General features: G+C 66.9%; 23 protein-coding genes. 10 read left to right on the top strand and 13 right to left on the bottom strand.

The genetic code is table 11. The annotated features are described in order from the left end of the window. Positions 1–189 precede the first annotated feature (189 nt). The 3 genes from AC07WC_RS16140 (at position 190) to AC07WC_RS16130 (ending at position 5,761) form a co-directional block, all read left to right on the top strand. Entirely contained in the window at positions 190–2,160 is a 1,971-nt protein-coding gene (locus tag AC07WC_RS16140) for an OPT family oligopeptide transporter (RefSeq protein WP_495210893.1), read from the top strand. A 154-nt stretch (positions 2,161–2,314) separates the two neighbouring features. Beyond that, complete coding sequence (locus tag AC07WC_RS16135; RefSeq protein ID WP_495210892.1) at positions 2,315–4,378, top strand: dipeptidyl-peptidase 5; 2,064 nt, start codon at positions 2,315–2,317, stop codon at positions 4,376–4,378. Between the two features lie 144 nt (positions 4,379–4,522). Next, positions 4,523–5,761: a DUF819 family protein gene (locus AC07WC_RS16130; protein ID WP_495210891.1), complete on the top strand. Its 1,239-nt coding sequence runs from the start codon at positions 4,523–4,525 to the stop codon at positions 5,759–5,761. Positions 5,762–5,966: 205 nt separating this feature from the next. On the opposite strand, the gene AC07WC_RS16125 is transcribed toward AC07WC_RS16130, so the two are convergent. From AC07WC_RS16125 to AC07WC_RS16105, 5 genes are read right to left on the bottom strand one after another with little or no spacing between them, the layout of a single operon-like run. Next, positions 5,967–6,452 carry a hypothetical protein gene (locus AC07WC_RS16125; RefSeq protein ID WP_495210890.1) on the bottom strand — a complete coding sequence of 162 codons (486 nt, stop codon included), beginning with the start codon at positions 6,450–6,452 and terminating at the stop codon, positions 5,967–5,969. Between the two features lie 46 nt (positions 6,453–6,498). Further along, on the bottom strand, positions 6,499–6,759 hold the full coding sequence (minE, locus tag AC07WC_RS16120) for a cell division topological specificity factor MinE (RefSeq protein ID WP_017355894.1): 261 nt from the start codon (positions 6,757–6,759) through the stop codon (positions 6,499–6,501). Between the two features lie 2 nt (positions 6,760–6,761). Next, positions 6,762–7,571: a septum site-determining protein MinD gene (gene minD, locus AC07WC_RS16115; protein ID WP_019184543.1), complete on the bottom strand. Its 810-nt coding sequence runs from the start codon at positions 7,569–7,571 to the stop codon at positions 6,762–6,764. A 35-nt stretch (positions 7,572–7,606) separates the two neighbouring features. Continuing rightward, positions 7,607–8,389 carry a septum site-determining protein MinC gene (gene minC / locus AC07WC_RS16110; protein ID WP_495210889.1) on the bottom strand — a complete coding sequence of 261 codons (783 nt, stop codon included), beginning with the start codon at positions 8,387–8,389 and terminating at the stop codon, positions 7,607–7,609. Positions 8,390–8,404: 15 nt separating this feature from the next. Continuing rightward, positions 8,405–9,001 carry a GNAT family N-acetyltransferase gene (locus AC07WC_RS16105; RefSeq protein WP_495210888.1) on the bottom strand — a complete coding sequence of 199 codons (597 nt, stop codon included), beginning with the start codon at positions 8,999–9,001 and terminating at the stop codon, positions 8,405–8,407. A 138-nt stretch (positions 9,002–9,139) separates the two neighbouring features. Between AC07WC_RS16105 and AC07WC_RS16100 the strand changes: the two genes are divergently transcribed. From AC07WC_RS16100 to AC07WC_RS16080, 5 genes are all read left to right on the top strand, one after another. Then, positions 9,140–10,336 (top strand): sensor histidine kinase, encoded by a 1,197-nt coding sequence (locus tag AC07WC_RS16100; RefSeq protein WP_495210887.1) that lies wholly within the window; start codon positions 9,140–9,142, stop codon positions 10,334–10,336. Next, complete coding sequence (locus AC07WC_RS16095) at positions 10,336–10,977, top strand: response regulator (RefSeq protein ID WP_019184539.1); 642 nt, start codon at positions 10,336–10,338, stop codon at positions 10,975–10,977. The genes AC07WC_RS16100 and AC07WC_RS16095 overlap by 1 nt, the downstream gene beginning before the upstream one ends. Positions 10,978–11,290: 313 nt before the next feature. Next, the gene (locus tag AC07WC_RS16090; RefSeq protein WP_495210886.1) at positions 11,291–12,370 is read left to right on the top strand and encodes a polyketide cyclase; all 1,080 of its coding nucleotides are present in this window, start codon (positions 11,291–11,293) and stop codon (positions 12,368–12,370) included. 103 nt (positions 12,371–12,473) lie between these two features. Continuing rightward, positions 12,474–12,845: a DUF423 domain-containing protein gene (locus AC07WC_RS16085; RefSeq protein ID WP_495210885.1), complete on the top strand. Its 372-nt coding sequence runs from the start codon at positions 12,474–12,476 to the stop codon at positions 12,843–12,845. Position 12,846: 1 nt separating this feature from the next. Then, on the top strand, positions 12,847–13,521 hold the full coding sequence (locus tag AC07WC_RS16080) for a DNA-3-methyladenine glycosylase family protein (RefSeq protein WP_495210884.1): 675 nt from the start codon (positions 12,847–12,849) through the stop codon (positions 13,519–13,521). A gap of 3 nt (positions 13,522–13,524) precedes the next feature. Here AC07WC_RS16080 and AC07WC_RS16075 read toward each other — a convergent pair whose 3' ends face one another. The 5 genes from AC07WC_RS16075 to AC07WC_RS16055 all read right to left on the bottom strand — a co-directional run bounded on the left by AC07WC_RS16075 (position 13,525) and on the right by AC07WC_RS16055 (position 16,207). Then, a complete protein-coding gene (locus AC07WC_RS16075) occupies positions 13,525–14,331 on the bottom strand; it encodes a M15 family metallopeptidase (RefSeq protein WP_495210883.1) in 807 nt (268 codons plus the stop codon). 9 nt (positions 14,332–14,340) lie between these two features. Next, complete coding sequence (locus AC07WC_RS16070) at positions 14,341–14,883, bottom strand: PH domain-containing protein (RefSeq protein ID WP_495210882.1); 543 nt, start codon at positions 14,881–14,883, stop codon at positions 14,341–14,343. Position 14,884: 1 nt separating this feature from the next. Further along, positions 14,885–15,073, bottom strand: coding sequence for a DUF4177 domain-containing protein (locus AC07WC_RS16065; RefSeq protein ID WP_495210881.1), 189 nt, complete (start codon positions 15,071–15,073; stop codon positions 14,885–14,887). Further along, positions 15,070–15,249, bottom strand: coding sequence for a type II toxin-antitoxin system antitoxin (locus AC07WC_RS16060; protein ID WP_088432123.1), 180 nt, complete (start codon positions 15,247–15,249; stop codon positions 15,070–15,072). The genes AC07WC_RS16065 and AC07WC_RS16060 overlap by 4 nt, the downstream gene beginning before the upstream one ends. A gap of 88 nt (positions 15,250–15,337) precedes the next feature. Further along, positions 15,338–16,207 (bottom strand): SPFH domain-containing protein, encoded by an 870-nt coding sequence (locus AC07WC_RS16055; RefSeq protein WP_088432124.1) that lies wholly within the window; start codon positions 16,205–16,207, stop codon positions 15,338–15,340. Positions 16,208–16,338: 131 nt separating this feature from the next. Here AC07WC_RS16055 and purT point away from each other — a divergent pair, with 131 nt between their 5' ends. After that, a complete protein-coding gene (purT, locus tag AC07WC_RS16050; protein WP_495210880.1) occupies positions 16,339–17,526 on the top strand; it encodes a formate-dependent phosphoribosylglycinamide formyltransferase in 1,188 nt (395 codons plus the stop codon). A gap of 230 nt (positions 17,527–17,756) precedes the next feature. Here the strand turns inward: purT and AC07WC_RS16045 are convergent, their stop codons facing one another. Together AC07WC_RS16045 and AC07WC_RS16040 are read right to left on the bottom strand one after the other, a co-directional pair. Next, positions 17,757–18,962 (bottom strand): endonuclease/exonuclease/phosphatase family protein, encoded by a 1,206-nt coding sequence (locus tag AC07WC_RS16045; RefSeq protein WP_495210879.1) that lies wholly within the window; start codon positions 18,960–18,962, stop codon positions 17,757–17,759. A gap of 37 nt (positions 18,963–18,999) precedes the next feature. After that, a complete protein-coding gene (locus tag AC07WC_RS16040) occupies positions 19,000–19,755 on the bottom strand; it encodes an arginyltransferase (RefSeq protein ID WP_495210878.1) in 756 nt (251 codons plus the stop codon). A 154-nt stretch (positions 19,756–19,909) separates the two neighbouring features. Here AC07WC_RS16040 and AC07WC_RS16035 point away from each other — a divergent pair, with 154 nt between their 5' ends. Beyond that, positions 19,910–20,515, top strand: coding sequence for an EF-hand domain-containing protein (locus AC07WC_RS16035; protein WP_495210877.1), 606 nt, complete (start codon positions 19,910–19,912; stop codon positions 20,513–20,515). Positions 20,516–20,573: 58 nt separating this feature from the next. Here the strand turns inward: AC07WC_RS16035 and AC07WC_RS16030 are convergent, their stop codons facing one another. Continuing rightward, complete coding sequence (locus AC07WC_RS16030) at positions 20,574–21,782, bottom strand: RNA polymerase sigma factor (RefSeq protein WP_495210876.1); 1,209 nt, start codon at positions 21,780–21,782, stop codon at positions 20,574–20,576. Positions 21,783–21,888 lie beyond the last annotated feature (106 nt).

Raw genomic sequence — 21,888 nt, 5'->3', positions numbered from 1 at the left:
GGCGAGTATAGGAGCCTTGGCCCGCCCCGACCGTGCCGGTTCGGGCGCAATGGCCGGTCGGCAGTGCTGCGGCGCGGCCCTGCACGGGGCGATGGAGGGCCGACCGGATGCGGGCAGGGCCGTTCCACACTGGACTTGCCCGTACATGAACGCTAGCGTGGCAGGGATTTTTTGCCAGCAGGGGCTTCCATGAACAACGACGCTGCGCCACGCCAGCTCACATTCCGCGCGGTGGTGCTTGCCATCGTGCTGGCGGTGATTCTGTCGGCCGCCAACGCCTACCTCGGTCTGTTCGCAGGCCTGACCATCGCCACCGCCATTCCCGCCGCGGTCATTTCCATGGGGGTGCTGCGCCTGCTCGGCGGTGGCACGATCCTGGAGAACAACATCGTCCAGACCGGTGCTTCGGCCGGTTCGTCGATCGCCGCCGGCGTGATCTTCACCATCCCCGCGCTGGTGATCATGGGCTACTGGCCGGACTTCAAGTACTGGTGGGTGCTGGGCATCGCCGGCCTGGGTGGCCTGCTGGGCGTGCTGTTCTCGGTGCCGCTGCGGCGTTCGATGATCGTGGAAGATCCGCTTCCGTTCCCGGAAGGCAAGGCCGCCGCCGAAGTGCTCAAGGCCGGTGAAAACCCGGGCCCGGGGCTGAAGATCCTGGCCGTCTCGGCGGTGATCGGCGCCTTCGTGAAGCTGGCCGCGGAAAGCGGCCTGCGCCTGATTCCGGACGCCTGGGCGACCTCGGCCTACGTCGGCACCTCGAAGATCACCGCCTTCATCGGCACCAACCTGTCCCCGGCGCTGCTGGGCGTGGGCTACATCGTCGGCCTGAATGTCGGCATCGTGGTGGTGTCCGGCTCGATCCTGACCTGGCATATCGCCATTCCGCTGTACCAGGCGTTCTTCATGAACACCGATCCGGCGCTGGCGGCATCGATTGCCACCGCCAGTTCCACCGAGGCGGCATTCGCCATCTGGGGCGCGAAAATGCGTTACCTGGGCGTGGGCGCGATGCTGATCGGTGGCGTCTGGACCCTGATCTCGCTGCGCAAGTCGCTGCTCAACGGCGTCAAGAGTGGCTTCGCCGCAGCCCGCAAGAGCGGTGGCCCGGTGCTGGCGCACACCGAACGCGATCTGCCGATGAAGTGGATGCTGGTGGCCCTGGTGGTGTTCACCCTGCCGCTGCTGGCGCTGTACCAGGCCATCGTGGGCCAGTGGCACGTCTCGATCCCGATGACCCTCATCATGATCGTGGCCGGCTTCCTGTTCGTCTCGGTCTCGGCCTACCTGGCCGGCCTGATCGGTTCCTCCAACAACCCGGTCTCGGGCATCACCATCTCCACCATCCTGTTCGCCTCGGCGGTGCTGGTGCTGCTGCTCGGCAAGGACGGCCTGACCCCGGTCGGCATCGGCGGCGCCCCGCTGGGTGCGGTGGCCGCGATCATGATCGGTGCGGTGGTGTGCTGTGCGGCCGCGGTCGGCGGTGACAACCTGCAGGATCTGAAAGCCGGCTACATCGTCGGCGCCACCCCGTGGAAGCAGCAGCTGATGCTGGGCATCGGTGCGTTCTCGTGCGCACTGATCATGGCCCCGGTGCTGAACCTGCTGGCGACCGCCTACGGCATCGGCGTCAAGTCCGAGCTGCATCCCAACGCGCTGGCCGCACCGCAGGCCAACCTCATGGCCTCGGTGGCCAAGGGCCTGTTCGGTGGCGAGCTGCCGTGGACCTTCATCGGCATCGGCGCCGTGGTGGGCGCGGCGATCATCGCCTTCGACAGCTGGCTGAAGTCGCGCAATGCCCGCTTCCGCGTGCCGGTGCTGGCGGCCGCGATCGGTATCTACCTGCCGCTGGAGCTGATGGTGCCGATCTTCCTGGGCGGCCTGATCGCCTACCTGGTAGAGCGTTTCCACAAGGTGCGGGGCGACGATGAAGAAGGCCGCGACCGCGTGCACAAGCCGGGCGTGCTGTTCGCCGCGGGCCTGATCACCGGTGAAGCCCTGATGGGCATCGCCATCGCGATCCCGATCGTGATCAGCAGCCGCGCCGACGTGCTGGCGCTGCCGTTCCACCTGCCGGGCGCACAGTGGATCGGTCTGGTCGTGCTGTTCCTGGTCGGTTGGCTGATCTATCGCACCGGCAAGCGCGCCGTGGGGTCGGTCTAAGCAAGAACGACCCCGATCCGGGTCACGACACGCCCCGCCTTGGCGGGGTTTGTCGTTTCTGCCCTCAGCCGAAGCGCCGGCATGACCGATGGCCTTTGCATGTGCGGCCCTTGCGGCCCTAACATCGGCGTTTTGCCGTTCCGCGGAGACCCCGATGAAACTTCGTTACGCCCTGCTGCCGTTGTGCCTGCTGACCGCGATGCCCTCGCTGGCGGCCACGCGTGGCCTGGATGTGCGCGACATGATCGCGCTCGATCGGGTCTCCAGCCCGCTGCTCACCGCCGATGGCGGCAACGTCATTTTCGCCAAGCGCGTGGTCGGCACCGACAGCAAGGCCAGCACCGGCCTGTATATCCGCAACCTGCGCACGCGTGACCTGGCCCCGCCCAAGCCGCTGACCCCGGCCGGCTGGAACGTCAATTCCGCCGCGCTGTCGGCCGATGGCCAGACCGTGTACTTCCTGAGCGCCAAGAACGGCAGCCAGCAGCTGTATGCGCAGCCGACCACCGGCGGCACCCCGCGCCAGCTGACTGACTTCCCGGTCGATGTGGACAGCTTCCACGTCTCCCCGCAGGGCGACCGCGTGGCCTTCAGCAGCGGCGTGTTCCAGGACTGCGGTTCGGACCTGGCCTGCACCAGCAAGAAGCTGGACGCCCACAAGGCGCGCAAGAACACCGGCGAGGTGTTCGACAACCTGTTCGTGCGCCATTGGGACACCTGGGCCGACGGCCGCCGCAACACCCTGTTCGTGGCGCCGCTGCCGGCCGCCAAGGCCGCCGCGGTGAAGGGCGCCTCGGCGATCAGCGCGACCCTGGCCGGCGATGCGCCGTCCAAGCCGTTCGGTGGCAACGATGACTTCACCTGGGCGCCGGACGGCAAGACCGTGGTCGCCGCGATCCGCGTAGCCGGCAAGCAGGAGCCGTGGTCGACCAACTTCGACCTGTACCGCCTGGACGCCGAGGGCAAGCAGGCACCGGTCAACCTGACCGCGTCCAACCCGGCCTGGGATGCCGGCCCGGTGTTCAGCGCCGACGGCAAGACCCTGTACTACCGCGCCATGAAGCGCCCGGGCTTCGAAGCGGACCGTTTCGGCCTGATGGCGATGGACGTGGCCACCGGCAAGACCCGCGAGATCGCACCCAAGTGGGATCGTTCGGCCGGCGAGATCGTGCTGTCCGGTGACGGCACCCTGATCTACACCAGCGCCGATGACATGGGCGAGCACCGCCTGTTCGCCGTCGACATCGCCACCGGCGAGGCCGAGGTGGTGGTCGACGGTGGCAGCATCGGTTCGCCGGTGATCGCCGGCACGACCCTGGCGTACACCAAGAACAGCCTCAAGAGCGGCGACCAGATCGTCGTGGCCGCTTTCGACGGCGCGAACCCGCGCGAGATCACCCCGAGCGCCGGTGAGATGCTGCCGGACGTCGCCTTCGGTGATTACGAGCAGTTCCAGTTCAAGGGCTGGAACAACGAGACCGTGCACGGTTACGTGGTCAAGCCGTACAACTACCAGGAAGGCAAGCGCTACCCGGTCGCGTTCCTGATCCACGGCGGCCCGCAGGGCAGCTTCGGCAACGGCTGGAGCTACCGCTGGAACCCGCAGACCTATGCCGGCCAGGGCTACGCGGTGGTCATGATCGACTTCCACGGCTCCACCGGTTACGGCCAGGCCTTCACCGATGCGATCAGCCAGCACTGGGGTGATCGCCCGCTGGAAGATCTGCAGAAGGGCTGGGCGGCGGCACAGAAGCAGTACCCGTTCCTCAATGGCGACAAGGCGTGCGCGCTGGGCGCCAGCTATGGCGGTTTCATGGTCAACTGGATCGCCGGCAACTGGAACGAGCCGTGGAAGTGCCTGGTCAACCATGACGGCGTGTTCGATCAGCGCATGATGGGTTATGCCACCGAAGAGCTGTGGTTCACCGAGTGGGAGCAGGGTGGCACGCCCTACGAGAAGGCCGCCAACTACGAGAAGTTCAATCCGGTCAACCACGTATCGGACTGGAAGAAGCCGATCCTGATCGTGCATGGCCAGCTCGACTACCGCATTCCGGTGGAGCAGGGCCTGGCCGCGTTCACTGCCGCACGGCGCCAGGGCATCGAGTCCAAGTTCCTGTACTTCCCGGACGAGAACCACTGGGTGCTCAAGCCGCAGAACAGCGTGCAGTGGCACGACACCGTCAACGGCTGGCTGAAACAGCACATCGGCGAGTAAGCCGGTTTGAAGCGCCGCCCCCAGGGGCGGCGCTTCTGCATGGCACCGGGTTTCGTTGGCTGTGGTGTCACCGGCCATCGTCGCCGGTGATTGTTTCCCGAAACGTGCCGAATCGCACGCCCATCGTCCAGGCACTCCACACCCGTGAAAGCACCCGCCCTGATCCAGAACGACATCGTCGTCTTCGGCCTGATCGCCGCCACCCTCGGCGCCGTGTTCTGGACCGCCTCGCGCGAGCAGGGGCTGTGGAAACGCTTCTACACCTACGTGCCAGCCTTGCTGCTGTGCTACCTGATTCCCGGCGTGTACAACACCGTCGGCCTGATCGATGGCCAGAACACCCATCTCTACAACCCGGTCGCCCGCGACATCCTGCTGCCCGCTGCGCTGGTGCTGCTTACCCTGGCGGTGGACATCAAGGGCATCCTGCGGCTGGGCCCGAAACTGATCGTGATGTACCTGGGCGCTTCGCTGAGCATCATGATCGGCGCAGTGGTCGCGTTCCAGTTGATGAAGTGGCTGCACCCGGCCACCGTCGCCGGCGATACCTGGGCCGGCATGGCCGCACTGGCCGGCAGCTGGATCGGCGGCGGCGCCAACATGCTGGCGATGCGCGAAGTGTTCGACGTCAACGCGACCACCTTCGGGCAGTTCGCGGTGGTCGATGTCGGTGTCGGTTATGTGTGGATGGCCGTGCTGATCTTCATGGCCGGGCGTTCGGCGAAGATCGACGCGCGCAGTGGTGCCGATACCTCGGGCATCGATGCGCTCAAGCTGCGCATCCAGGCCTTCCAGGCACAGCACGAGCGCGTGGCCAGCCTGACCGACCTGATGCTGATCGTCGCCGTCGCGTTCGGTGTGGTGGGACTGTCGCACGCGATCGCCGGCCCGCTGTCGGCGTGGTTCAAGGGCCACGTCGCCTGGGTCTCGCAGTTCAGCCTGGACGCGCCGTTCGTGTGGGTGGTGGTGATCTCGACCACCTGCGGGCTGGCATTGAGCTTCACCCGGGCGCGCAACCTGGAAGGCGCCGGTGCCTCCAAGCTGGGTTCGCTGCTGCTGTACTTCCTGATCGCCTGCATCGGCATGCAGATGGACCTGCTGGCGTTGCTGGACCGCCCGTGGCTGTTCCTGCTCGGCCTGATCTGGATCGCAATGCACATCGTGCTGCTGTGGGCGCTGGCGCGCGCGCTGAAGGTGCCGTTCTTCTACTTCGCGATCGGCTCGCAATCCAACATCGGTGGGCCGGCCTCGGCGCCCGTGGTCGCGGCGGCATTCCATCCCTCGCTGGCACCGGTCGGCGTGCTGCTGGGCACGATGGGCTACGCGACGGGCACGTACCTGGCCTACATCGTGGGCATCACGCTGCGCGCGATGGCGGGGTAGAGCCGACCGTTGGTCGGCAGCGGTAACGTCGCGTCACAGCGCACGACAGCCGACCAACGGTCGGCTCTACGGCAGAAGCAACCTACGCTAAATCAACCAGGCAGGTGCATCTTCACCGTCCTGCTCGAACCGCGCCAAGTGAACCCCCAGGCGCCGATGTGATTGGCGCGTCGCCACGCGCCCGGGACTGACCGCGCGTACGGATTTACGCAGCAAGAAGGCCGCGTTCGACCAGCCACGCTCTGGCATCTTCCGCATCCTGCTCGAACCACGCCCTGGTAGACCCCAACCGATACGTATACCCCCACGCATCCATGTCGGCCATTAACCGCGCGCTGCCTACACCCGGCAGTTGCCCGGCCAGCACGATCTGCAGGTAACAGGTGGCGTCTTCTTCCGGCACCGAATCGGTGGCATCGGTGTGCACCAGCGCACGCCGCTCCGGCGGCAGCACGATCAGGTGGCAGGCCTCGTGCAGCATCGAGTGCACGGGGGTGTCATCGCGGACATACACATCGCTGCCGATGATCCCTGCCTCGGGTTCGCCCCAATAGCTGCCCGGAATCGGCGCGCCATCGGCCACGCGGTGCAGGCGCAGATCGTGGGCGGCGAGCAGGGCATGGGCCTCGTCGAAGCGGATATCGCCGACGCGGGTGACCTGCGGCTCGGCGGTGGGGACAGCGTCGTTCATGGGGTGTCGCTCAACCGCCCCTTCCGGGTGGAAGGGGCGCTGTCGATCAGGGCTGCTGCGGGCCTTCCGGCAAGGCAACGGAGATATCGAGCACGTCGTGCTCGCCGTCCTTGACCAGATCGACCTTGACCGCATCAGCATCGATGTTGACGTACTTCTTGATCACTTCCAGCAGCTCGCGCTGCAGCAGGGGCAGGTAGTCCGGGCCGCCGCGATGGCTGCGTTCCTGCGCGATGATGATCTGCAGGCGGTTCTTGGCCGTTTCGGCAGTGGTCTTCTTTCGGTTCAGGAAATCGAACAGTCCCATGCTTACCCTCCGAACAGCTTGCTGAAGAAGCCTTTCTTCTCCACGGTGGTGAAGCGCATCGGACGCTCTTCGCCAAGGATGCGGCCAACCGCATCTTCGTATGCCTGGCCCGCCGCCGATTCGGGGTCCAGAATGACCGGCTCACCCTTGTTGGAGGCATTGAGCACGTCGCCCGATTCGGGCACCACGCCAATGGCCTTCAGGCCGAGCACTTCTTCCACGTCGGTGATGCTGAGCATCTCGCCGCTTTCCACCCGCACCGGGCTGTAGCGCGTGAGCAGCAGGAAGGCCGGCACGTTCTTGCCGGATTCGGCCTTGTGGGTCTTCGAATCGAGCAGGCCGATGATGCGGTCCGAGTCGCGCACCGAGGACACTTCCGGGTTCACCACCACGACCGCACGGTCGGCGTAGTACATCGCCAGGAACGCGCCCTTCTCGATGCCGGCCGGGGAGTCGCAGATGATGTATTCGAAGCCGTCGGCGACCAGATCGTCGAGCACCTTGCGCACGCCTTCCTGGGTCAGCGCGTCCTTGTCGCGGGTCTGCGAGGCAGCCAGCACGTACAGGTTGTCGAAGCGCTTGTCCTTGATCAGGGCCTGCTTGAGGGTCGCTTCACCGTGCACGACATTGACGAAGTCGTACACCACGCGGCGCTCGCAGCCCATGATCAGGTCCAGGTTGCGCAGGCCGACGTCGAAGTCGATCACGGCCACCTTTTTGCCACGACGTGCCAGCCCACAGGCCAGGCTGGCGCTGCTGGTGGTCTTGCCGACGCCGCCCTTGCCGGAGGTGACTACGATGATTTCAGCCAAAGGATTTCTCCTGATTCTTCTGTTTGGGGGCTGCGTCAGTCCAGCGCAGCGATCTTGATCTGGTCCTGTTCTAGCCACACCTGCACGGCCTTGCCGCGCAGGGAGTCCGGGACATCGTCCAGTACCTTGTAATGGCCGGCAATGGCGACCAGTTCAGCGTGGAATTCACGGCAGAAGATACGCGCCGTGGTGTTGCCTTGGGCACCTGCCAGGGCACGGCCCCGCAGCGTACCGTAGATATGGATGCTGCCGTCGGCGATCACTTCGGCGCCGGCGCCGACGGTGGCCATGACCGTCAGGTCGCAGTTTTCCGCATACAGCTGCTGGCCCGAGCGGACGTTGCTGGTCTGCATGCGGCCCGGCTGGGGAGCGCCACCGGTGGCGACGGCAGTGGGTGCAGGGGCGGCAGGTACCGCAGCCGCGGCGCGCGCACGACGCGGCGGCTCGGCGACTGGCGCCGGGGCGGCGGCCACTGGCTCGGCCTCGGCGCGCTCGTACTGGGCGCGGAACTTGGCCAGCAGCGGCAGCCCCAGCTGCTGCGAGAGCAGGTCGGTTTCCGTGGTGCCGTAGGCCAGTGCAACCGGCAGCACGCCGGCCTTGCGCAGGCCGTCCAGCAGTGCCTTGGCGGTGGCCACGTCCGGCATCCTGCTGAGCCCGCCGAAATCCAGGATCACCGCGGCACGCCCGAACAGCTTCGGCGCACGCGCGACGCGTTCCTGCATTTCACGGGTGAGGCGTTCGACGTCGAGGGTGCGGATGCGCAGATTGGCGATGCCGACCTGGCCGATCTTCAGTTCACCGGCCTGTTCAAAATCCATGTTCGCTGCCACCGATCAGGTCCCCGTCGGCCGTTGGACGCGCAGCGGCTCGCGGCGATGGCCCACCCAGGGCACATCCGGCAGCTGGTCGCCGTAGGTGTCGTGCACCCACTGGTAACTGCACAGGTCCTTGAGCAGCATGCTGGCGCGCACGTCCACGTGGGCCATGTTGTTCTGCCCGACCTCGCGGAAGCCGAAGCTGCCGTGGAAGAGCAGGGCGGCATCGGCGCCATGGTCCAGGAACACTTCGCAGGTCAGCTGCGGGTAGCGCAGCTCGGCATAGCTCTGCGCATCGGCATAGAACGCACGCCCGACGCCACCGCCGCGCCGGCGACTGGCGACCACGATGCGGTCGATATAGAAGAATTTGGTGTCCAGCTGCTGCTTGAACCAGGCGAAATTGCTGCTGTCGTGCTGGCTGTCGCTGCCGAAGCCGATCAGGAAGCCGGCCAGGTTGCCGTCGCGCTCGGCGACGCGGAAATATTCAGCGGTTTCATAGAACAGACGCAGGCGGGCGGCATCCAACGGCAGGATGGCCAGGCCGGCATTGTTGTTCAGGGCCAGGACGGAATCGAGCTCGTGCTCGCGCACGTCGCGGATGACAATCGACATTGTGACTCCGTGGGGTAACGCGGTTGGCCCATCGAGGGGCCCTCGGTCCGATTATTGCATGGGTGGCTTCCCCCCGCGAGCCGACAGGCATGACTTCTGTGGGAGTGCAGGGGAACAGGTTCAGCCTACTATGCGTCCATGTTGGGATACCTCAGCCACACCCGAGTACTGCGACTGGCCGGCCTGTTCACCTGGGTCATGGTCGGACTTCCTCTGGTTTATTCGCAGTACGAAGCGCTGCTGCGCCGCGGCGGTGGCGTCGATGCCTGGGCGCTGTGGCTGTTCGCCGCGTACCTGGCCTTCGGCGCCGGCTACTTCTGGCTGACCCGCGGGCTGCGCAACGGCGGTCACTCGCGCTGGTACGACCGGGTCATGCTGGTGCTGCTGACCGCCTCGGCGCTCGGCGTGAGCTACCTGAGCGGGTCGGGACTGGGCAGCATCCTGATGATGGTCGCGGCCGGGGTCATCCCGTGGATGCTGCCGGTGCGCGGTGGCGTGATCTGGCTGCTGCTGAGCCAGCTGGCGGTGTTGCCGGTCTACTACCTGATCCTCAATTTCTCGCTGTTCGAAGCGGTGATGCAGTCGCTGCTGTACGGCGGCTTCTCCATGTTCATCTTCGTGACCAGCCTGGTCGCGCGCCAGCAGACCGATGCCCGCGAGGAGCAGCGGCGGCTCAATACCGAGCTGCGCGCCACCCGCGTGCTGCTTGCCGAGAGCGCCCGGGTCAACGAGCGCACCCGGATCTCCCGCGAGCTGCACGACCTGCTCGGCCACCACCTGACTGCGCTCAGCCTCAATCTGGAAGTGGCCGGCCACATCACCGAGGGCCAGGCGCAGGAGCATGTGCACCAGGCCCACACCCTGGCCAAGCTGCTGCTGACCGACGTGCGCGAGGCGGTCAGCCAGCTGCGTGACAGCGGGGCGATCGACCTGGCCGCCGCCCTGCGCCCGCTGACCGAGCAGGTCCCCTCGCTGGCGATCCACCTGGACATCGATGAGCCGCTGAGCGTGGAAGACCCCGAGCGGGCCCATGTGCTGCTGCGCTGCACCCAGGAAATCATCACCAATGCGGTGCGCCACGCCGGCGCCCGCAACCTGTGGATCAAGGTCCGGCGCGAGCCGCCGGGCATCGTGGTGCTGGAAGCGCATGATGATGGGGTCGGTGCCGACGGCATCGTGGTCGGCAACGGGCTGCGCGGGATGCGCGAGCGCCTGCAACAATGCGGTGGTGAGCTGCAGATCGAAACCCGCCGGGGACAGGGCTTCCGCCTTCGTGCCTCGGTACCCGGCGTGCCAGTATTGATGCTGACCGCTGTCATTGAAGGAGTGCGTTGATGATTCGCGTCTGCCTGGTCGACGACCAAACCCTGGTGCGGCAGGGGATCCGCTCACTGCTGGCGCTTGATGACGGCATCGAGGTGGTCGCCGAGGCCGCCGATGGCCGCCAGGCAGTGGAGGTGGTTCCACAGGTCCGTCCGGACGTGGTCCTGATGGACATGCGCATGCCGGTGATGTCCGGGCTGGAGGCGCTGCAGATGCTGTCGCGGCTGAACCAGCTGCCGCCGACCATCATCCTGACCACCTTCGATGATGACCAGCTGGTGCTGGCCGGGCTCAAGGCCGGCGCCAAGGGCTATCTGCTCAAGGATGTGACCCTGGACCAGCTGGTGGGGGCGATCCGGACCGTGGCCGATGGCGGTTCGCTGGTCCAGCCGGCGGTCACCCAGCGCCTGTTGTCCGGGCTGGAGCACATGCGCAACGAGTTCGTCAGCCTGGACCGGCCGGACCCGTTGACCGACCGCGAGACGGAGATCCTGCGGCTGATGGCGAGCGGCTTCTCCAACAAGGAGATCGCCAATTCATTGGGCGTGGCCGAGGGCACCATCAAGAACCACGTGTCCAACATCCTGTCCAAGCTGGGCGTACGCGACCGCACCCGGGCCGTGCTCAAGGCCTTCGAACTGCAACTGGTCTGAGCCGCCCCGACCGGCGGATGCCTTCGGGCGACCGCCGGCCCGGCGGTATTTGCTGAATTTCGTGAAACCCTTGCCGCGCAAGCGATGCAGGGCTGTTTCCGGGCCCGATGGCCGAATCCGGCAAAGAAATATTGTCCATCCGCTACGTGCTGACACGCGCGATGCGTTATCTTTCCGCTCCTTGTCTATGCAAAACCGCTGCCGACATGGAAACCGGTGTGCCAACCCTGATCAACAACACCGGCGAAGCCTGCTAGGATTGGCGCTTCGCTTCAATCAACCCGGCCGTGGGATCGGCCCCGGAGACTCCTGAATGACCCGTATTATCGAGTTCCTGATCGCCTTGGGGATCGTGGCTGGCCTGTTCGTCATCATTGGCGTATGTCTGCCGGGCGAGCGCCATATTTCCGAAAGCATCGAGACCAACCGCAAGATGACGATCGTGTTCGACACGGTCAACAGCCTGCGCCGCTTCAAGGACTGGAACCCGCTCTTGCTGCGCGATCCCGCCGTTGAACTGAAGCACTCCGGCCCGGCTGCCGGCGTCGGCGCACGCCTGGACTACACCTCCAAGGAAGGTTCCTTGGGCCAGGGTAGCTGGGTGATCACCGAGTCCGAGCAGAACAAGCACGTTGCCATCGCCATCGAGGACCAGAGCAAGGGCCACGACAAGGTGACCAACTTCACCCTCGAGCCGACCGGCAAGGGTGGCCGCAACGTCAAGATCACGCAGGACTACAGCGTCAAGTACGGTTTCAACCTGTTCGGTCGTTACGCTGGCCTGTACGTCAGCCGTCACGCCGGTGACGACCTGAAGCTGGGTCTGTCGCGCATGGCCAACATGCTGGCCACCGTGCCGAACGTGGACTACCGCACCGCGGAAGCCCCGCTGACCGATCTGGCCATCGTGGACGTCCCGGCCGAAGACCTGCTGGTCGTCACCGCCGGCAACGTGGACCGCGGCCAGGAGACCATCACCAAGTCCATCAAGGACAACCAGGAGTGGATCAAGCGCGTGATGGAGGCCAACAACCTCGAAGCCGCCGGTCCGTTCCGCATCATCACCACCGATTTCGGCGCCGAGAAGTACGCCTTCGACGTGGCCCAGCCGGTCAAGAAGAAGGGTGCTGAAGGCGCGACCGCCGAAGCCCTGACGGTGAAGATCGACGGTGGTGCACCGGTCAAGTACGTGCATGTCGCTCCGCACCGTTCGGCCCACGCGGCGTACACCGGCCACATGGCCGGCCTGGACATCGCCCGCAACGCCCTGCGTGCATGGTCGGTGACCGGCGGCAACGAAGTGATCGATCGTCCGTACGAGTCCTGGAAGGATGGCGTGGACAAGTCGTTCACTCCGGAAGGCACGTACGACATCTACTGGGCCGTCAAGTAAGCCGACGGTTGCCGTGATGTAACGCACGACCTGAAACGCGCCGCTTCCTGCGGCGCGTTTTTTTTGGGCTCCGGCAGCGGGGCACTGTCTGAAGGACGCAAGCATGCTCAATCTGGAACGACGCACGCGCAAACCCTCCCTGCTGGCCGGCCTGGGCGGCCTGCTGGCAGCCACGGCGGTCGGCCTGTCCGCCTATGCCTCGCATGGCATCGCCGATCCGCTGGCGCAGTCGCACGTGACCACGGCGGCGTTGTATGCGTTCGGGCATGGCGTGGCCCTGGCGCTGCTTGGCCCGACCCAGCAGAACACGCTGGGGCGACTGGCCCTGTATGTCCTGCTGATCGGCACGCTGCTGTTCTCCGGCAGCCTGGTGGCCGGCGCGCTGTGGAAGCTCGGCACGCAGTTGGCACCGGTGGGTGGCACCGCGTTGATGGTCGGCTGGCTGGCCTACGGCCTGAATGCGCTGAGGCGCTGACATGCCCCGTTACCGCCGCGGTTTCGATGTCGATGAGGCGCACGACTGGCTGAGCCGCCGCGACCGGCGGCTGGGTGCCTGGATGAAGCGGCTCGGCCCGATCGAGGCGCAGCCTGGCTGGGCGAAGACCTTCGATCCGGTCGATGCGCTGGCGCGGGCGATCCTGTTCCAGCAGCTCAGCGGCAAGGCCGCCTCGACCATCGTCGGGCGGGTGGAGACGGCGATCGGCAGCACCCGGCTGCACGCCGATACGCTGTCGCGGATCGACGATCCCGGGCTGCGGGTGTGCGGGGTGTCCGGCAACAAGTCACTGGCCCTGCGCGACCTGGCGAGGCGCGAGGCGGCCGGGGAAATCCCGGATCTTCGCCGGATGTCGGTGATGGACCACGACGCGATCATCGAGGCCCTGGTGCCGATCCGCGGCATCGGCCGCTGGACGGTGGAGATGATGCTGATGTTCCGGCTGGGCCGCCCGGACATCCTGCCGGTGGATGACCTCGGCGTGCGCAAGGGCGCCCAGCGCGTGGACAGGGCCGAGCTGATGCCGACCCCGAAGCAGCTGCTCGCCCGCGGCGAGAAGTGGGGGCCGTTCCGGACCTATGCGAGCCTGTACCTGTGGCGGATCGCCGATTTCACGGTGGATCCGAAAGCGACGACCAACCGTTCGCAGGATTGAGCGTCAGCCGGGCCGGCGCCAGCACCAGTGCCACGGCTCGTAGACGATCCCATGCGGGTTGTCGCGCGGGTAGCTCAGCTGGAAGCCGAAGCGACCGGCATGCTCGCCCAGCCACGCGAACGCGGCCGTCGACTCGAACGATTCTTCCGCCGGCGGTTCGCCCGGGGTGCCGATATCCAGCGCGTAGCCGCTGTGGTGCTCGCTGTACCCGGGCGCGGCGTTGACCTTGAGGATCTCCTCCACGCTCAGCCCGCGGTGGCGTTTGCGGGCGAAGATCCCGAGCTGGTAGTCGTGGCTGCGGTAACCGGAGATCGCATCCAGGGCGATGCCATCGGCAGCGGCCTGCGCGCGCAGGCGTTGCCAGCCACGGGCGGCGTCACGCTGCAGCCAGAGTGGCCGCCGGTAGCGGTCGAAGCCGGCCAGGTGCAGCTGGGCCGGTTCGGCTTCCAGCGCCAGGCCGGTGGCGGCCAGGTAGGCATCGGCATCGATCCCGAGGGTTTCGAGGCGGTGTTGCAGCCCGCTCAGGGGCAGCATCGTATCGGGCGCGCGTCCGCGGCGGCGGTCCAGCAGCTGGCGGTCCAGCGCGTCCAGCGCCTCCTCGATGCCCGGCTCGCGCATCAGGCGCGGCACCAGGGGAAGCACGCCATCAGCGGTGGCTACGGCGAGGTAACGTCCATCGCGTTTGCGCCGCAGTACCCACTGTGCACGGGCCAGGGCGCGCGCGTCGGCGGAGCTGCGCGCGCGCAGCAGCCCGCCGGGCCACAGTTCGATCTCGGCGGTGTTGATCAGCAGGGCAGGGGAGCGGCGCATGCTGCCAGCTTAGTGCGCGCACGGCGGTCCGGCCAGCGCCTGCAGGGCATCGAGCAGTGCACGTGGGTGTTCCGGGCTGATCACCAGCGCGCTGCCATCGCGCAGCGGCAGGTGCAGTACGCGGCTGCTGTCGGTGATCAGGCAGAACGCCTTGCTGCGGTCGGCCATCCGGTAATGCCCGGACTGGAAGCCCGGTACTCCGTAGCCGTTGGTCTTGATCGAGGGCTTGTAGCGGCCATGCTCGGCGAAATCGACGATGCGCGCCTCGTCCAGCCGCATCTCGCTCACCGGCACGCGCTTGCGGTAGAAGGTCGACTGCACGTCCAGCGTGTCCTCGTGCAGCACGATGCGGCGGCGGGTGTAGGCCCAGGTCAGCGCGGCCGCCAGCACCGCCAGGAACGGCAGGGTGATGAACAGTTCGGTGTGTGAACGCTCCGGCGCGTCCAGCGCGGTGCCCACCATCAGGCCGGCCACGAGCAGCAGTGGAACCCACAGCCACAGCAGTCGCCAGACCGGGGATGGGGCAACCTCGAAGGGGTGGGATGCACCCATCTCACGCCTCCTTCTTGAAGATCAGCACCGCCGTCGTGAAGGGAGGTGCCGACACCAGGCTGATCGCGTTGACCAGCTCCCAGCCCAGCTGGCCCTGCTGGGTCAGTTCCTCTTGGAGCTGCTCGGCTTTGACGATCCCCATCAGGTTCGGCTTCACTTCAACGGTCAGATAGCTCCAGCGCTTGCTCATGTCCTGCTCTCCTTGTCGGTGGTGGGCCTGGGAAGGCGTCCGGCCTTGCGCAGCGCATCGCGCAGCACGTATTCGATCTGTGCGTTGAGGCTGCGCAGCTCGTCGTCGGCCCAGCGCTGCGCCGCCGCCAGAACGTCGGCGTTGATACGCAGCGGGTACGCTTTCTTTTCGGTCATGCGGGGGTCCTTTATCTACAACGCATGCCGTCCCCTCGGCGCCGCGTCGCGTTGGTAGGTGCCGACCTCGGGTCGGCACGCTGTCGAATCAATACAGCGAACCGGCGTTGACTACCGGCTGGGTGCCACGGTCCGAACACAGCACGGTCAGCAGGTTGCTGACCATGTGCGCCTTGCGCTCTTCATCGAGCTGGACCACGCCGTTCTTCTGCAGTTCGGCCAAGGCCATTTCGACCATGCCGACCGCGCCGGCGACGATGCGCGTCCGCGCGGCGATGACCGCGTTGGCCTGCTGGCGCTGCAGCATCGCCTGGGCGATTTCCGGCGCATAGGCGAGGTGGCTGATGCGCGCATCGATCACCTGCACGCCGGCATCGGCCAGGCGCTCGGCCAGCTCGTCCTTGAGGTGCTGGGAGATCTCGGCGGCGTGGCTGCGCAGCGACAGCTGGCCTTCTTCGTGCTGGTCGTACGGATAGCTGGTGGCCATCGCGCGCAGCGCCGATTCGGACTGGATGTGCACGAAGCTCTCGTAGTCGTCCACGTTGTAGACGGCCTCGGAAGCATCCACCACCTGCCACACGATCACCGCGGCGATCTCGATCGGGCTGCCGTCCAACTCGTTGACCTTCAGCTTGCCGCTTTCGAAGTTGCGTACGCGCTGGCTGACCTTGACCTTGGTGAAGAACGGGTTGTTCCAGCGCAGGCCGTTCTCCTTCACGGTGCCGACGTACTTGCCGAACAGGCTGACGACCACGGCCTGGTTGGGCTGCACGGTGTACAGGCCGACTAGGCTGAGCAGGGCGGTGGTGGCCAGCACCAGGCTGCCGACGATCAGCGCCGGATTGCGGTTTCCCTTGTCCACCCCGACCACGAACATCCACACGGCCACTGCGGTCAGGGCCAGCACCAGCAGCAGGAAGGGCAGGCCGGACAGCGAGCGGATCGACTTCTCTTTCATGGCAGGGCGTCCTTGGGTAGTTGATTGGAAGATATCAAATTGATATCAGTCTGCAAGTGCCGGCCCAGCCGGCCATGGGGCGGCCGCAGCGGCTAGAATGCCCTCCCGTCTCTGTTGCCCGGAACACCGCCATGTCCACGCTCGGTACGCCGCTGTCTCCTTCCGCCACCCGTGTGCTGCTGCTGGGGTCCGGCGAACTTGGCAAGGAGGTCGCCATCGAACTGCAGCGGCTGGGGGTGGAAGTGATTGCCGCCGACCGCTATGCCGACGCACCGGCGATGCAGGTGGCGCACCGGTCGCACGTGATCGACATGCTCGACGCGATGGCCCTGCGTGCGCTGATCGCGCTGGAGAAGCCGCATCTGGTGGTGCCGGAAATCGAGGCGATCCATACCGAAACGCTGGTCCAGCTGGAACAGGAGCAGGGCCTGCGGGTCGTGCCGACCGCGCGTGCCGCGCGCCTGACCATGGACCGCGAGGGCATCCGCCGGCTCGCCGCCGAGACCCTGGGCCTGCCGACCTCGCCGTACCGGTTCGTCGACACCGAGGCCGAGTACCGTGCAGCAGTCGCCGCGATCGGGCTGCCGTGCGTGGTCAAGCCGGTGATGTCCTCCTCGGGCAAGGGCCAGAGCACGCTGCGCCAGGACGCGGACATCGCGCCGGCCTGGGAGTACGCGCAGACCGGCGGCCGTGCCGGTGCCGGGCGCTGCATCGTGGAGGGGTTCATCGACTTCGAGTACGAGATCACGCTGCTGACCGTGCGCCATGCGGGCGGAACCTCGTTCTGTGCCCCGATCGGGCATTGGCAGAAAGACGGTGACTACCGCGAGAGCTGGCAGCCGCAGCCGATGTCGCCGCGCGCGCTGGCGTGGGCGGAGGAAATTTCGCAGGCGATCACCGATGAGCTGGGGGGCTGGGGCCTGTTCGGGGTCGAGTTGTTCGTGAAGGGCGACGAAGTGTGGTTCAGCGAGGTGTCGCCGCGTCCGCACGACACCGGTCTGGTGACGCTGGCTTCGCAGGAGCTGAGCGAGTTCGCGCTGCATGCGCGCGCGATCCTGGGGCTGCCGATTCCGGTGATCCGCCAGAGCGGTCCGTCGGCCTCGTGCGCACTGTTGGCGCATGGCGAGGGCGTGCCGTTCTTCAGCAATGTGGCCGCGGCGCTGGTGCAGCCGGATTCGGCGCTGCGTCTGTTCGGCAAGCCGAGCGTGCACGGGCATCGCCGGGTGGGGGTGACCTTGGCGCGTGGTGCGGATATCGATGCAGCGCGGAAGATTGCGCGTGAGGCCGCTGAGGCAATCGGGATCGAGTTGCGGTCGTGAGGCAGGGCGCCTTGGGTGCTGTCGGTGTGAGGCGATCGGGCTGCCCGATGCAGGACCCGCCGTAAACCCATCCATGGGGGCTCGTAGTGCGGCATCCATGCCGCACACGGTCCTTCATCGGGCTGCCCGATCACCTCCTCGTGGAAGGTCGGTTGCGCGGTTCGAACAGCGGAGCAAACGAAAAACGGCGAGCCCTGGCTCGCCGTTTTTTGTTAAGAGCGACGCGGGCCTTACTCCAGGTCGACCCACACGAGGTGGTGGTCGCTGCCGTCGGCGATTTTTGCTTCGGGAAGGTCTTTGGACGGCCAGAACACGCCGCTGCCGATGTAGCTGAAGCCGACCGAGGGCAGCACGTAGTCCAGGCGCATGGTGCCGGATTTGGGGCCGAAGTCACCGGTGGCATGGAACGGTGCGCCCTTGCGGACGATGCCTTTCTGGGCGTACGCCAGGCTGGTCTGTTCGGCGCCGACGCTGCGCGGGGTGGGGTAGCGAAGGACACGCGGGTTTTCGATCAGTTCGACGATGGCCTCGTGGCGGCCATCGCCGTCGACCGGGTCGTTGTTGAGGTCGCCGAGGATGACGAAGCGCGCGTCCTGCGCGAGGCCGCCACAGTGGCCACGGTCATCGCACAGCCAGGACGTGTCGCGGTCCTTGAGGTAGTCCTGCCACAGGCGCAGTTCGTCGTGGTTGCGGGCGGCGTTGCGCTTTTCCGGGCCGTCGAAGACCGGCGGGGTGGGGTGCGAGACCAGCGCGTGCACGGTGCCGTTCGGGGTGTTCACCGGCACGTCCCAATGCGACTTGGAGGACAGGCGCAGCTGCGACCAGACGTGGTCGTTGTAGAAGGATTTACCGGTGCGCGGATCGATCGGGCGCAGGGCGCCGGGCATCGTGCTCCACTTCAGCAGCTGGAAGCTGCGGACCTTGGCCGCGTCAATCGGGTAGCGCGACAGCACCAGCATGCCGTACTGGCCCGGGTGCAGGCCGTAGCCCCAGGCATCGTTGCCACGGGCGCGGCCTTCACCGCCGATCTCGCCGTTGTTGTCCAGGTCCAGGCCGCTCTGCACGCCGGTATTGACCGGGGCGAGGTAGCGGTAAGCGTAGTGCAGCGGCTCGCCACCGCCGGGCTGGGCGGCTTCCAGGTAGCGCTGCTGGAACAGGTCGGCGGCGCGGTGGGCGTCGTCGTAGTCGAACTCGTTGAGCAGGACCAGATCCGGGCGGACCTGCTGCAGGACGGCGGCGATCTTGCGCGCGTGTTCGCTGTCGCCTTCGAGCTCGGCGATCAGGCCGCCGGTCTCGTCGCTGTACAGGGAGGTGTTGTAGGTGGCGATCCGCAGCGGTGCGGAAGTGGAATCCGGCATGGTGGCGGTTTTGGCGGGGGACTGGGCACAGGCGCCGCAGAGCAGGGCCAGGGCAAGGATCAGGGGATGGGCTTTCATCCGCCTATTTTGCACCCGGCACGGTGTCAGTGTTGCGTCAGCGGCCGTCCCGTTCGTCATCGAAGGCGTGCCAGCGGCGGCCGTCGTAGGCCTCCAGCGGACGGAACCGGCGCTTGTAGTCCATCTTGCGGTGGTCGCGGATCCAGTAGCCCAGGTACAGGTGTGGCAACTGCTCGCGCCGGGCCCAGGCGATCTGCTGCAGGATCGCGAAGGTGCCCAGGCCGCGATGGGCCTGGTCCGGGTCGAAGAAGGTATAGACCGCCGAGAGCCCTTGCGGGGTGACGTCGGTCACGGCGACCGCGATCAGCGGGCCGCGATGGCCGTCCTCGGCCGGGCCGCGGATTTCGACGAAACGGCCCTGCGACCAGCGGCCGATCAGGAACTGGTCGAACTCGTGCGGACCGTGCTCGTCCATCCCGCCCTGCGCGTGGCGATGGGTCAGGTAGCGGTGGTACAGCGCGAACTGCTCGTCGGTCTGTTCGGCCGGGACGATCCGCACTTCCAGATCCGCATTGCGGGAAAGGCAGCGGCGCTGGCTGCGGTCGGGTGCGAAGCGGGCCACGGGGATGCGCACGGCCACGCAGGCGTGGCAGTCGGCGCAGTGCGGGCGGTAGACCAGATCGCCGGAGCGGCGGAACCCCCAGCCCAGCGCCATCGGGTACAGCGTACCCAGCCGCGGGTCGTTGGGGTCGAGCACCAGATCGCGTGCGGCCCGTTCCGGCCAGTAGCCACAGGGGTGGTCGCCGGTCTGGAACAGTCGCAGCTCGTCGTCGCGGTCGCCGTGTATTGCCATGCCGACAGCATAGCCCCGCGCCGTCGCAGCCGCCGCGACTGTCTGCCAAATGAACACGGCCGGCCGCGCTGTCAACGCCCCGGGTGCCCATGCGTTGTTACCGGTGTGGGTGCCATGCACCGCACGCAGATTCCCTTACGAACCGGAGTTACCCATGCGCAACCGCAAATCCCTCCTGCTGCTGGCCCTGCTGCTGTCGACCGGTGCTGCCGGCCTGGCGGTCGCTGCCGATACCCCCGCCGCCGGCGACAAGCCCGCCCGTGCCAAGCTGGACACCAATGGCGATGGCTTCATCGACCGCGCCGAAGCGGCGAAGGCGCCGCGTCTGGCCGCGCAGTTCGACACCCTGGACATCAACAAGGACGGCAAGCTCTCCCGCGAGGAACTACCGCGCTGGCACGGCAAGCGCCACGGGCGTGGCCCGGGTGGCCGGGGCGACTGGATGGCCAAGCTGGACACCAACAAGGATGGCCGCATCAGCCGTGAGGAGGCCAAGGCCGATCCGCGCCTGGCCGCGCGCTTCGATGAGATGGACGTCAACAAGGATGGCTACCTGGACAAGGCCGACCGCGAGCTGCGCATGAAGCAGCATCGTGATGCCTGGTTCGCCGCGGCCGACACCAACAAGGACGGCCAGCTGAGCAAGGCCGAGTTCGATGCGGCCAAGGGCCCGTTCGGTGGCCCGCGCGGCGATCACCGTGATGGCAAGCACCGCGACGGCAAGCCGCCGATGGCGCCGAAGGCACCGGCCGCCAAGTAAGCGATACGCTGGTGTTGCACGAGGAAAAGCGCCGGTCATCGACCGGCGCTTTTCTGCTTCAGACGCTGCCGTTCCTGTACATCGCCCAGACGATGCTGCCGATCACGAACAGGTTCATCACCCACAGGGCCTTGCGGCCATACAACGACTCGTATTTCCAGTTCGGGCCGCTGCGGCCGTGGCGCGCCGCATCGCGCGCGATCATCGGTGCCATGATCCGCTGCAGCGGGCCCAGGCACTGATAGTTGATCACGGCCAGGCCGATCGCCAACGCCACCACCGGCCAGTACCAGGCCAGCGGCAGGAAGCTCAACGCGAACACGGCCACGCAGGTCACCATGGCGGTGAAGGTGCTGTAGTGCACGAAGCCACGGATGGCCGTGCGCTCGTCAGTGCTCTCGGCATACGAGAGCAGATAGCGGCCGCCCAGATAGCTGCCCAGTACGCCGCCGATCATGCCGCCGATGATCGCGCCCCAGGCGAAATCCGGTGGCAGCACATGACTGTGGCTGGCCGCTGCGCTCAGTGAGCCCAGGGCGGCGCCACCGGAGACACTGGCACCGCCCAGCCCGAGCTTGCTGGTGCCCAGCCCGGTGCCAAGCAGGATCGCGGCGCTGGCCGTACCGGGCGCCGCGACCAGCACCATCGACACGACGGTCGTGGCGAACGCGGCGCTCGGCGCGCTGCTGCGCGCGAAGTCGCTGAACCGGCGCATCATCTCCTCGCGCACGGTGGCGCGTGCGCGCGACAGGCGCTTGCGCACGGCCGCATCACTGAGTCCGAGCAGATCGGCGACCTGCTGCGAGCTTTGCCCTTCGCGGTAATACAGCAGCAGGGTTTCGCGGCTGTCTTCGGGCAGCGCCGAGATGATCTCTTCGGCCGCCAGTTCCTCTTCCACCCGCTGCAGGTGCTCCGGCGCGCTTGGGCTGGGATCGGCAGCCATGTTGATGGCGATCTCGGCCGCCTCTCCGGACAGCGGGCGACCGCGGTTGGCACGCAGCCAGTCGCGGGCGAGATTGCGGGTGATCTGGCGCAGCCACGGCAGGAAGCTGGCATGGCTGTGCAGCTGGTTGAGCTGCTGCCAGGCCTTGATGAAGGCCTCCTGCGCGATGTCCTCACTGGCGTGCACGTCGCGGGTGATCGCCAGCGCGATCGCGGTGACCGTGTTCTGGCAGGCCAGCACGATGCGGCCGTAGGACTGCTGGCAGCCACCGGCGGCGGCGGGCAGTTCGCGTTCGAGCGTGGTGGTCAGCGGATGCGGCGTCATGGTGTCCTCCCCCGGGGATGGTTCCATCATGACGCGTGTCGGGCCGGGATGTGACCGGGTAGTGCCGGCCGCTGGCCGGCGCTGCAGGCTTCCAACCGCACGAGGA

Source organism: Stenotrophomonas sp. GW821-FHT01H02A, assembly GCF_059422145.1.
This window is presented reverse-complemented; position numbering and strand designations above follow the sequence as displayed.

Excerpts from the sequence above, each read along its gene's own strand:
- AC07WC_RS16055 (WP_088432124.1), bottom strand. The coding sequence starts at position 16,207 with ATGAAAGAGAAGTCGATCCGCTCGCTGTCCGGCCTGCCCTTCCTGCTG.
- AC07WC_RS16125 (WP_495210890.1), bottom strand. The coding sequence starts at position 6,452 with ATGAACGACGCTGTCCCCACCGCCGAGCCGCAGGTCACCCGCGTCGGC.
- purT (WP_495210880.1), top strand. The coding sequence starts at position 16,339 with ATGTCCACGCTCGGTACGCCGCTGTCTCCTTCCGCCACCCGTGTGCTG.
- AC07WC_RS16035 (WP_495210877.1), top strand. The coding sequence starts at position 19,910 with ATGCGCAACCGCAAATCCCTCCTGCTGCTGGCCCTGCTGCTGTCGACC.
- AC07WC_RS16135 (WP_495210892.1), top strand. The coding sequence starts at position 2,315 with ATGAAACTTCGTTACGCCCTGCTGCCGTTGTGCCTGCTGACCGCGATG.
- AC07WC_RS16060 (WP_088432123.1), bottom strand. The coding sequence starts at position 15,249 with ATGACCGAAAAGAAAGCGTACCCGCTGCGTATCAACGCCGACGTTCTG.
- AC07WC_RS16090 (WP_495210886.1), top strand. The coding sequence starts at position 11,291 with ATGACCCGTATTATCGAGTTCCTGATCGCCTTGGGGATCGTGGCTGGC.
- AC07WC_RS16100 (WP_495210887.1), top strand. The coding sequence starts at position 9,140 with ATGTTGGGATACCTCAGCCACACCCGAGTACTGCGACTGGCCGGCCTG.
- minC (WP_495210889.1), bottom strand. The coding sequence starts at position 8,389 with ATGGATTTTGAACAGGCCGGTGAACTGAAGATCGGCCAGGTCGGCATC.
- AC07WC_RS16095 (WP_019184539.1), top strand. The coding sequence starts at position 10,336 with ATGATTCGCGTCTGCCTGGTCGACGACCAAACCCTGGTGCGGCAGGGG.
- AC07WC_RS16105 (WP_495210888.1), bottom strand. The coding sequence starts at position 9,001 with ATGTCGATTGTCATCCGCGACGTGCGCGAGCACGAGCTCGATTCCGTC.
- AC07WC_RS16070 (WP_495210882.1), bottom strand. The coding sequence starts at position 14,883 with ATGGGTGCATCCCACCCCTTCGAGGTTGCCCCATCCCCGGTCTGGCGA.
- AC07WC_RS16085 (WP_495210885.1), top strand. The coding sequence starts at position 12,474 with ATGCTCAATCTGGAACGACGCACGCGCAAACCCTCCCTGCTGGCCGGC.
- minE (WP_017355894.1), bottom strand. The coding sequence starts at position 6,759 with ATGGGACTGTTCGATTTCCTGAACCGAAAGAAGACCACTGCCGAAACG.
- AC07WC_RS16065 (WP_495210881.1), bottom strand. The coding sequence starts at position 15,073 with ATGAGCAAGCGCTGGAGCTATCTGACCGTTGAAGTGAAGCCGAACCTG.
- AC07WC_RS16045 (WP_495210879.1), bottom strand. The coding sequence starts at position 18,962 with ATGAAAGCCCATCCCCTGATCCTTGCCCTGGCCCTGCTCTGCGGCGCC.
- AC07WC_RS16080 (WP_495210884.1), top strand. The coding sequence starts at position 12,847 with ATGCCCCGTTACCGCCGCGGTTTCGATGTCGATGAGGCGCACGACTGG.
- AC07WC_RS16040 (WP_495210878.1), bottom strand. The coding sequence starts at position 19,755 with ATGGCAATACACGGCGACCGCGACGACGAGCTGCGACTGTTCCAGACC.
- AC07WC_RS16140 (WP_495210893.1), top strand. The coding sequence starts at position 190 with ATGAACAACGACGCTGCGCCACGCCAGCTCACATTCCGCGCGGTGGTG.
- AC07WC_RS16030 (WP_495210876.1), bottom strand. The coding sequence starts at position 21,782 with ATGACGCCGCATCCGCTGACCACCACGCTCGAACGCGAACTGCCCGCC.
- AC07WC_RS16075 (WP_495210883.1), bottom strand. The coding sequence starts at position 14,331 with ATGCGCCGCTCCCCTGCCCTGCTGATCAACACCGCCGAGATCGAACTG.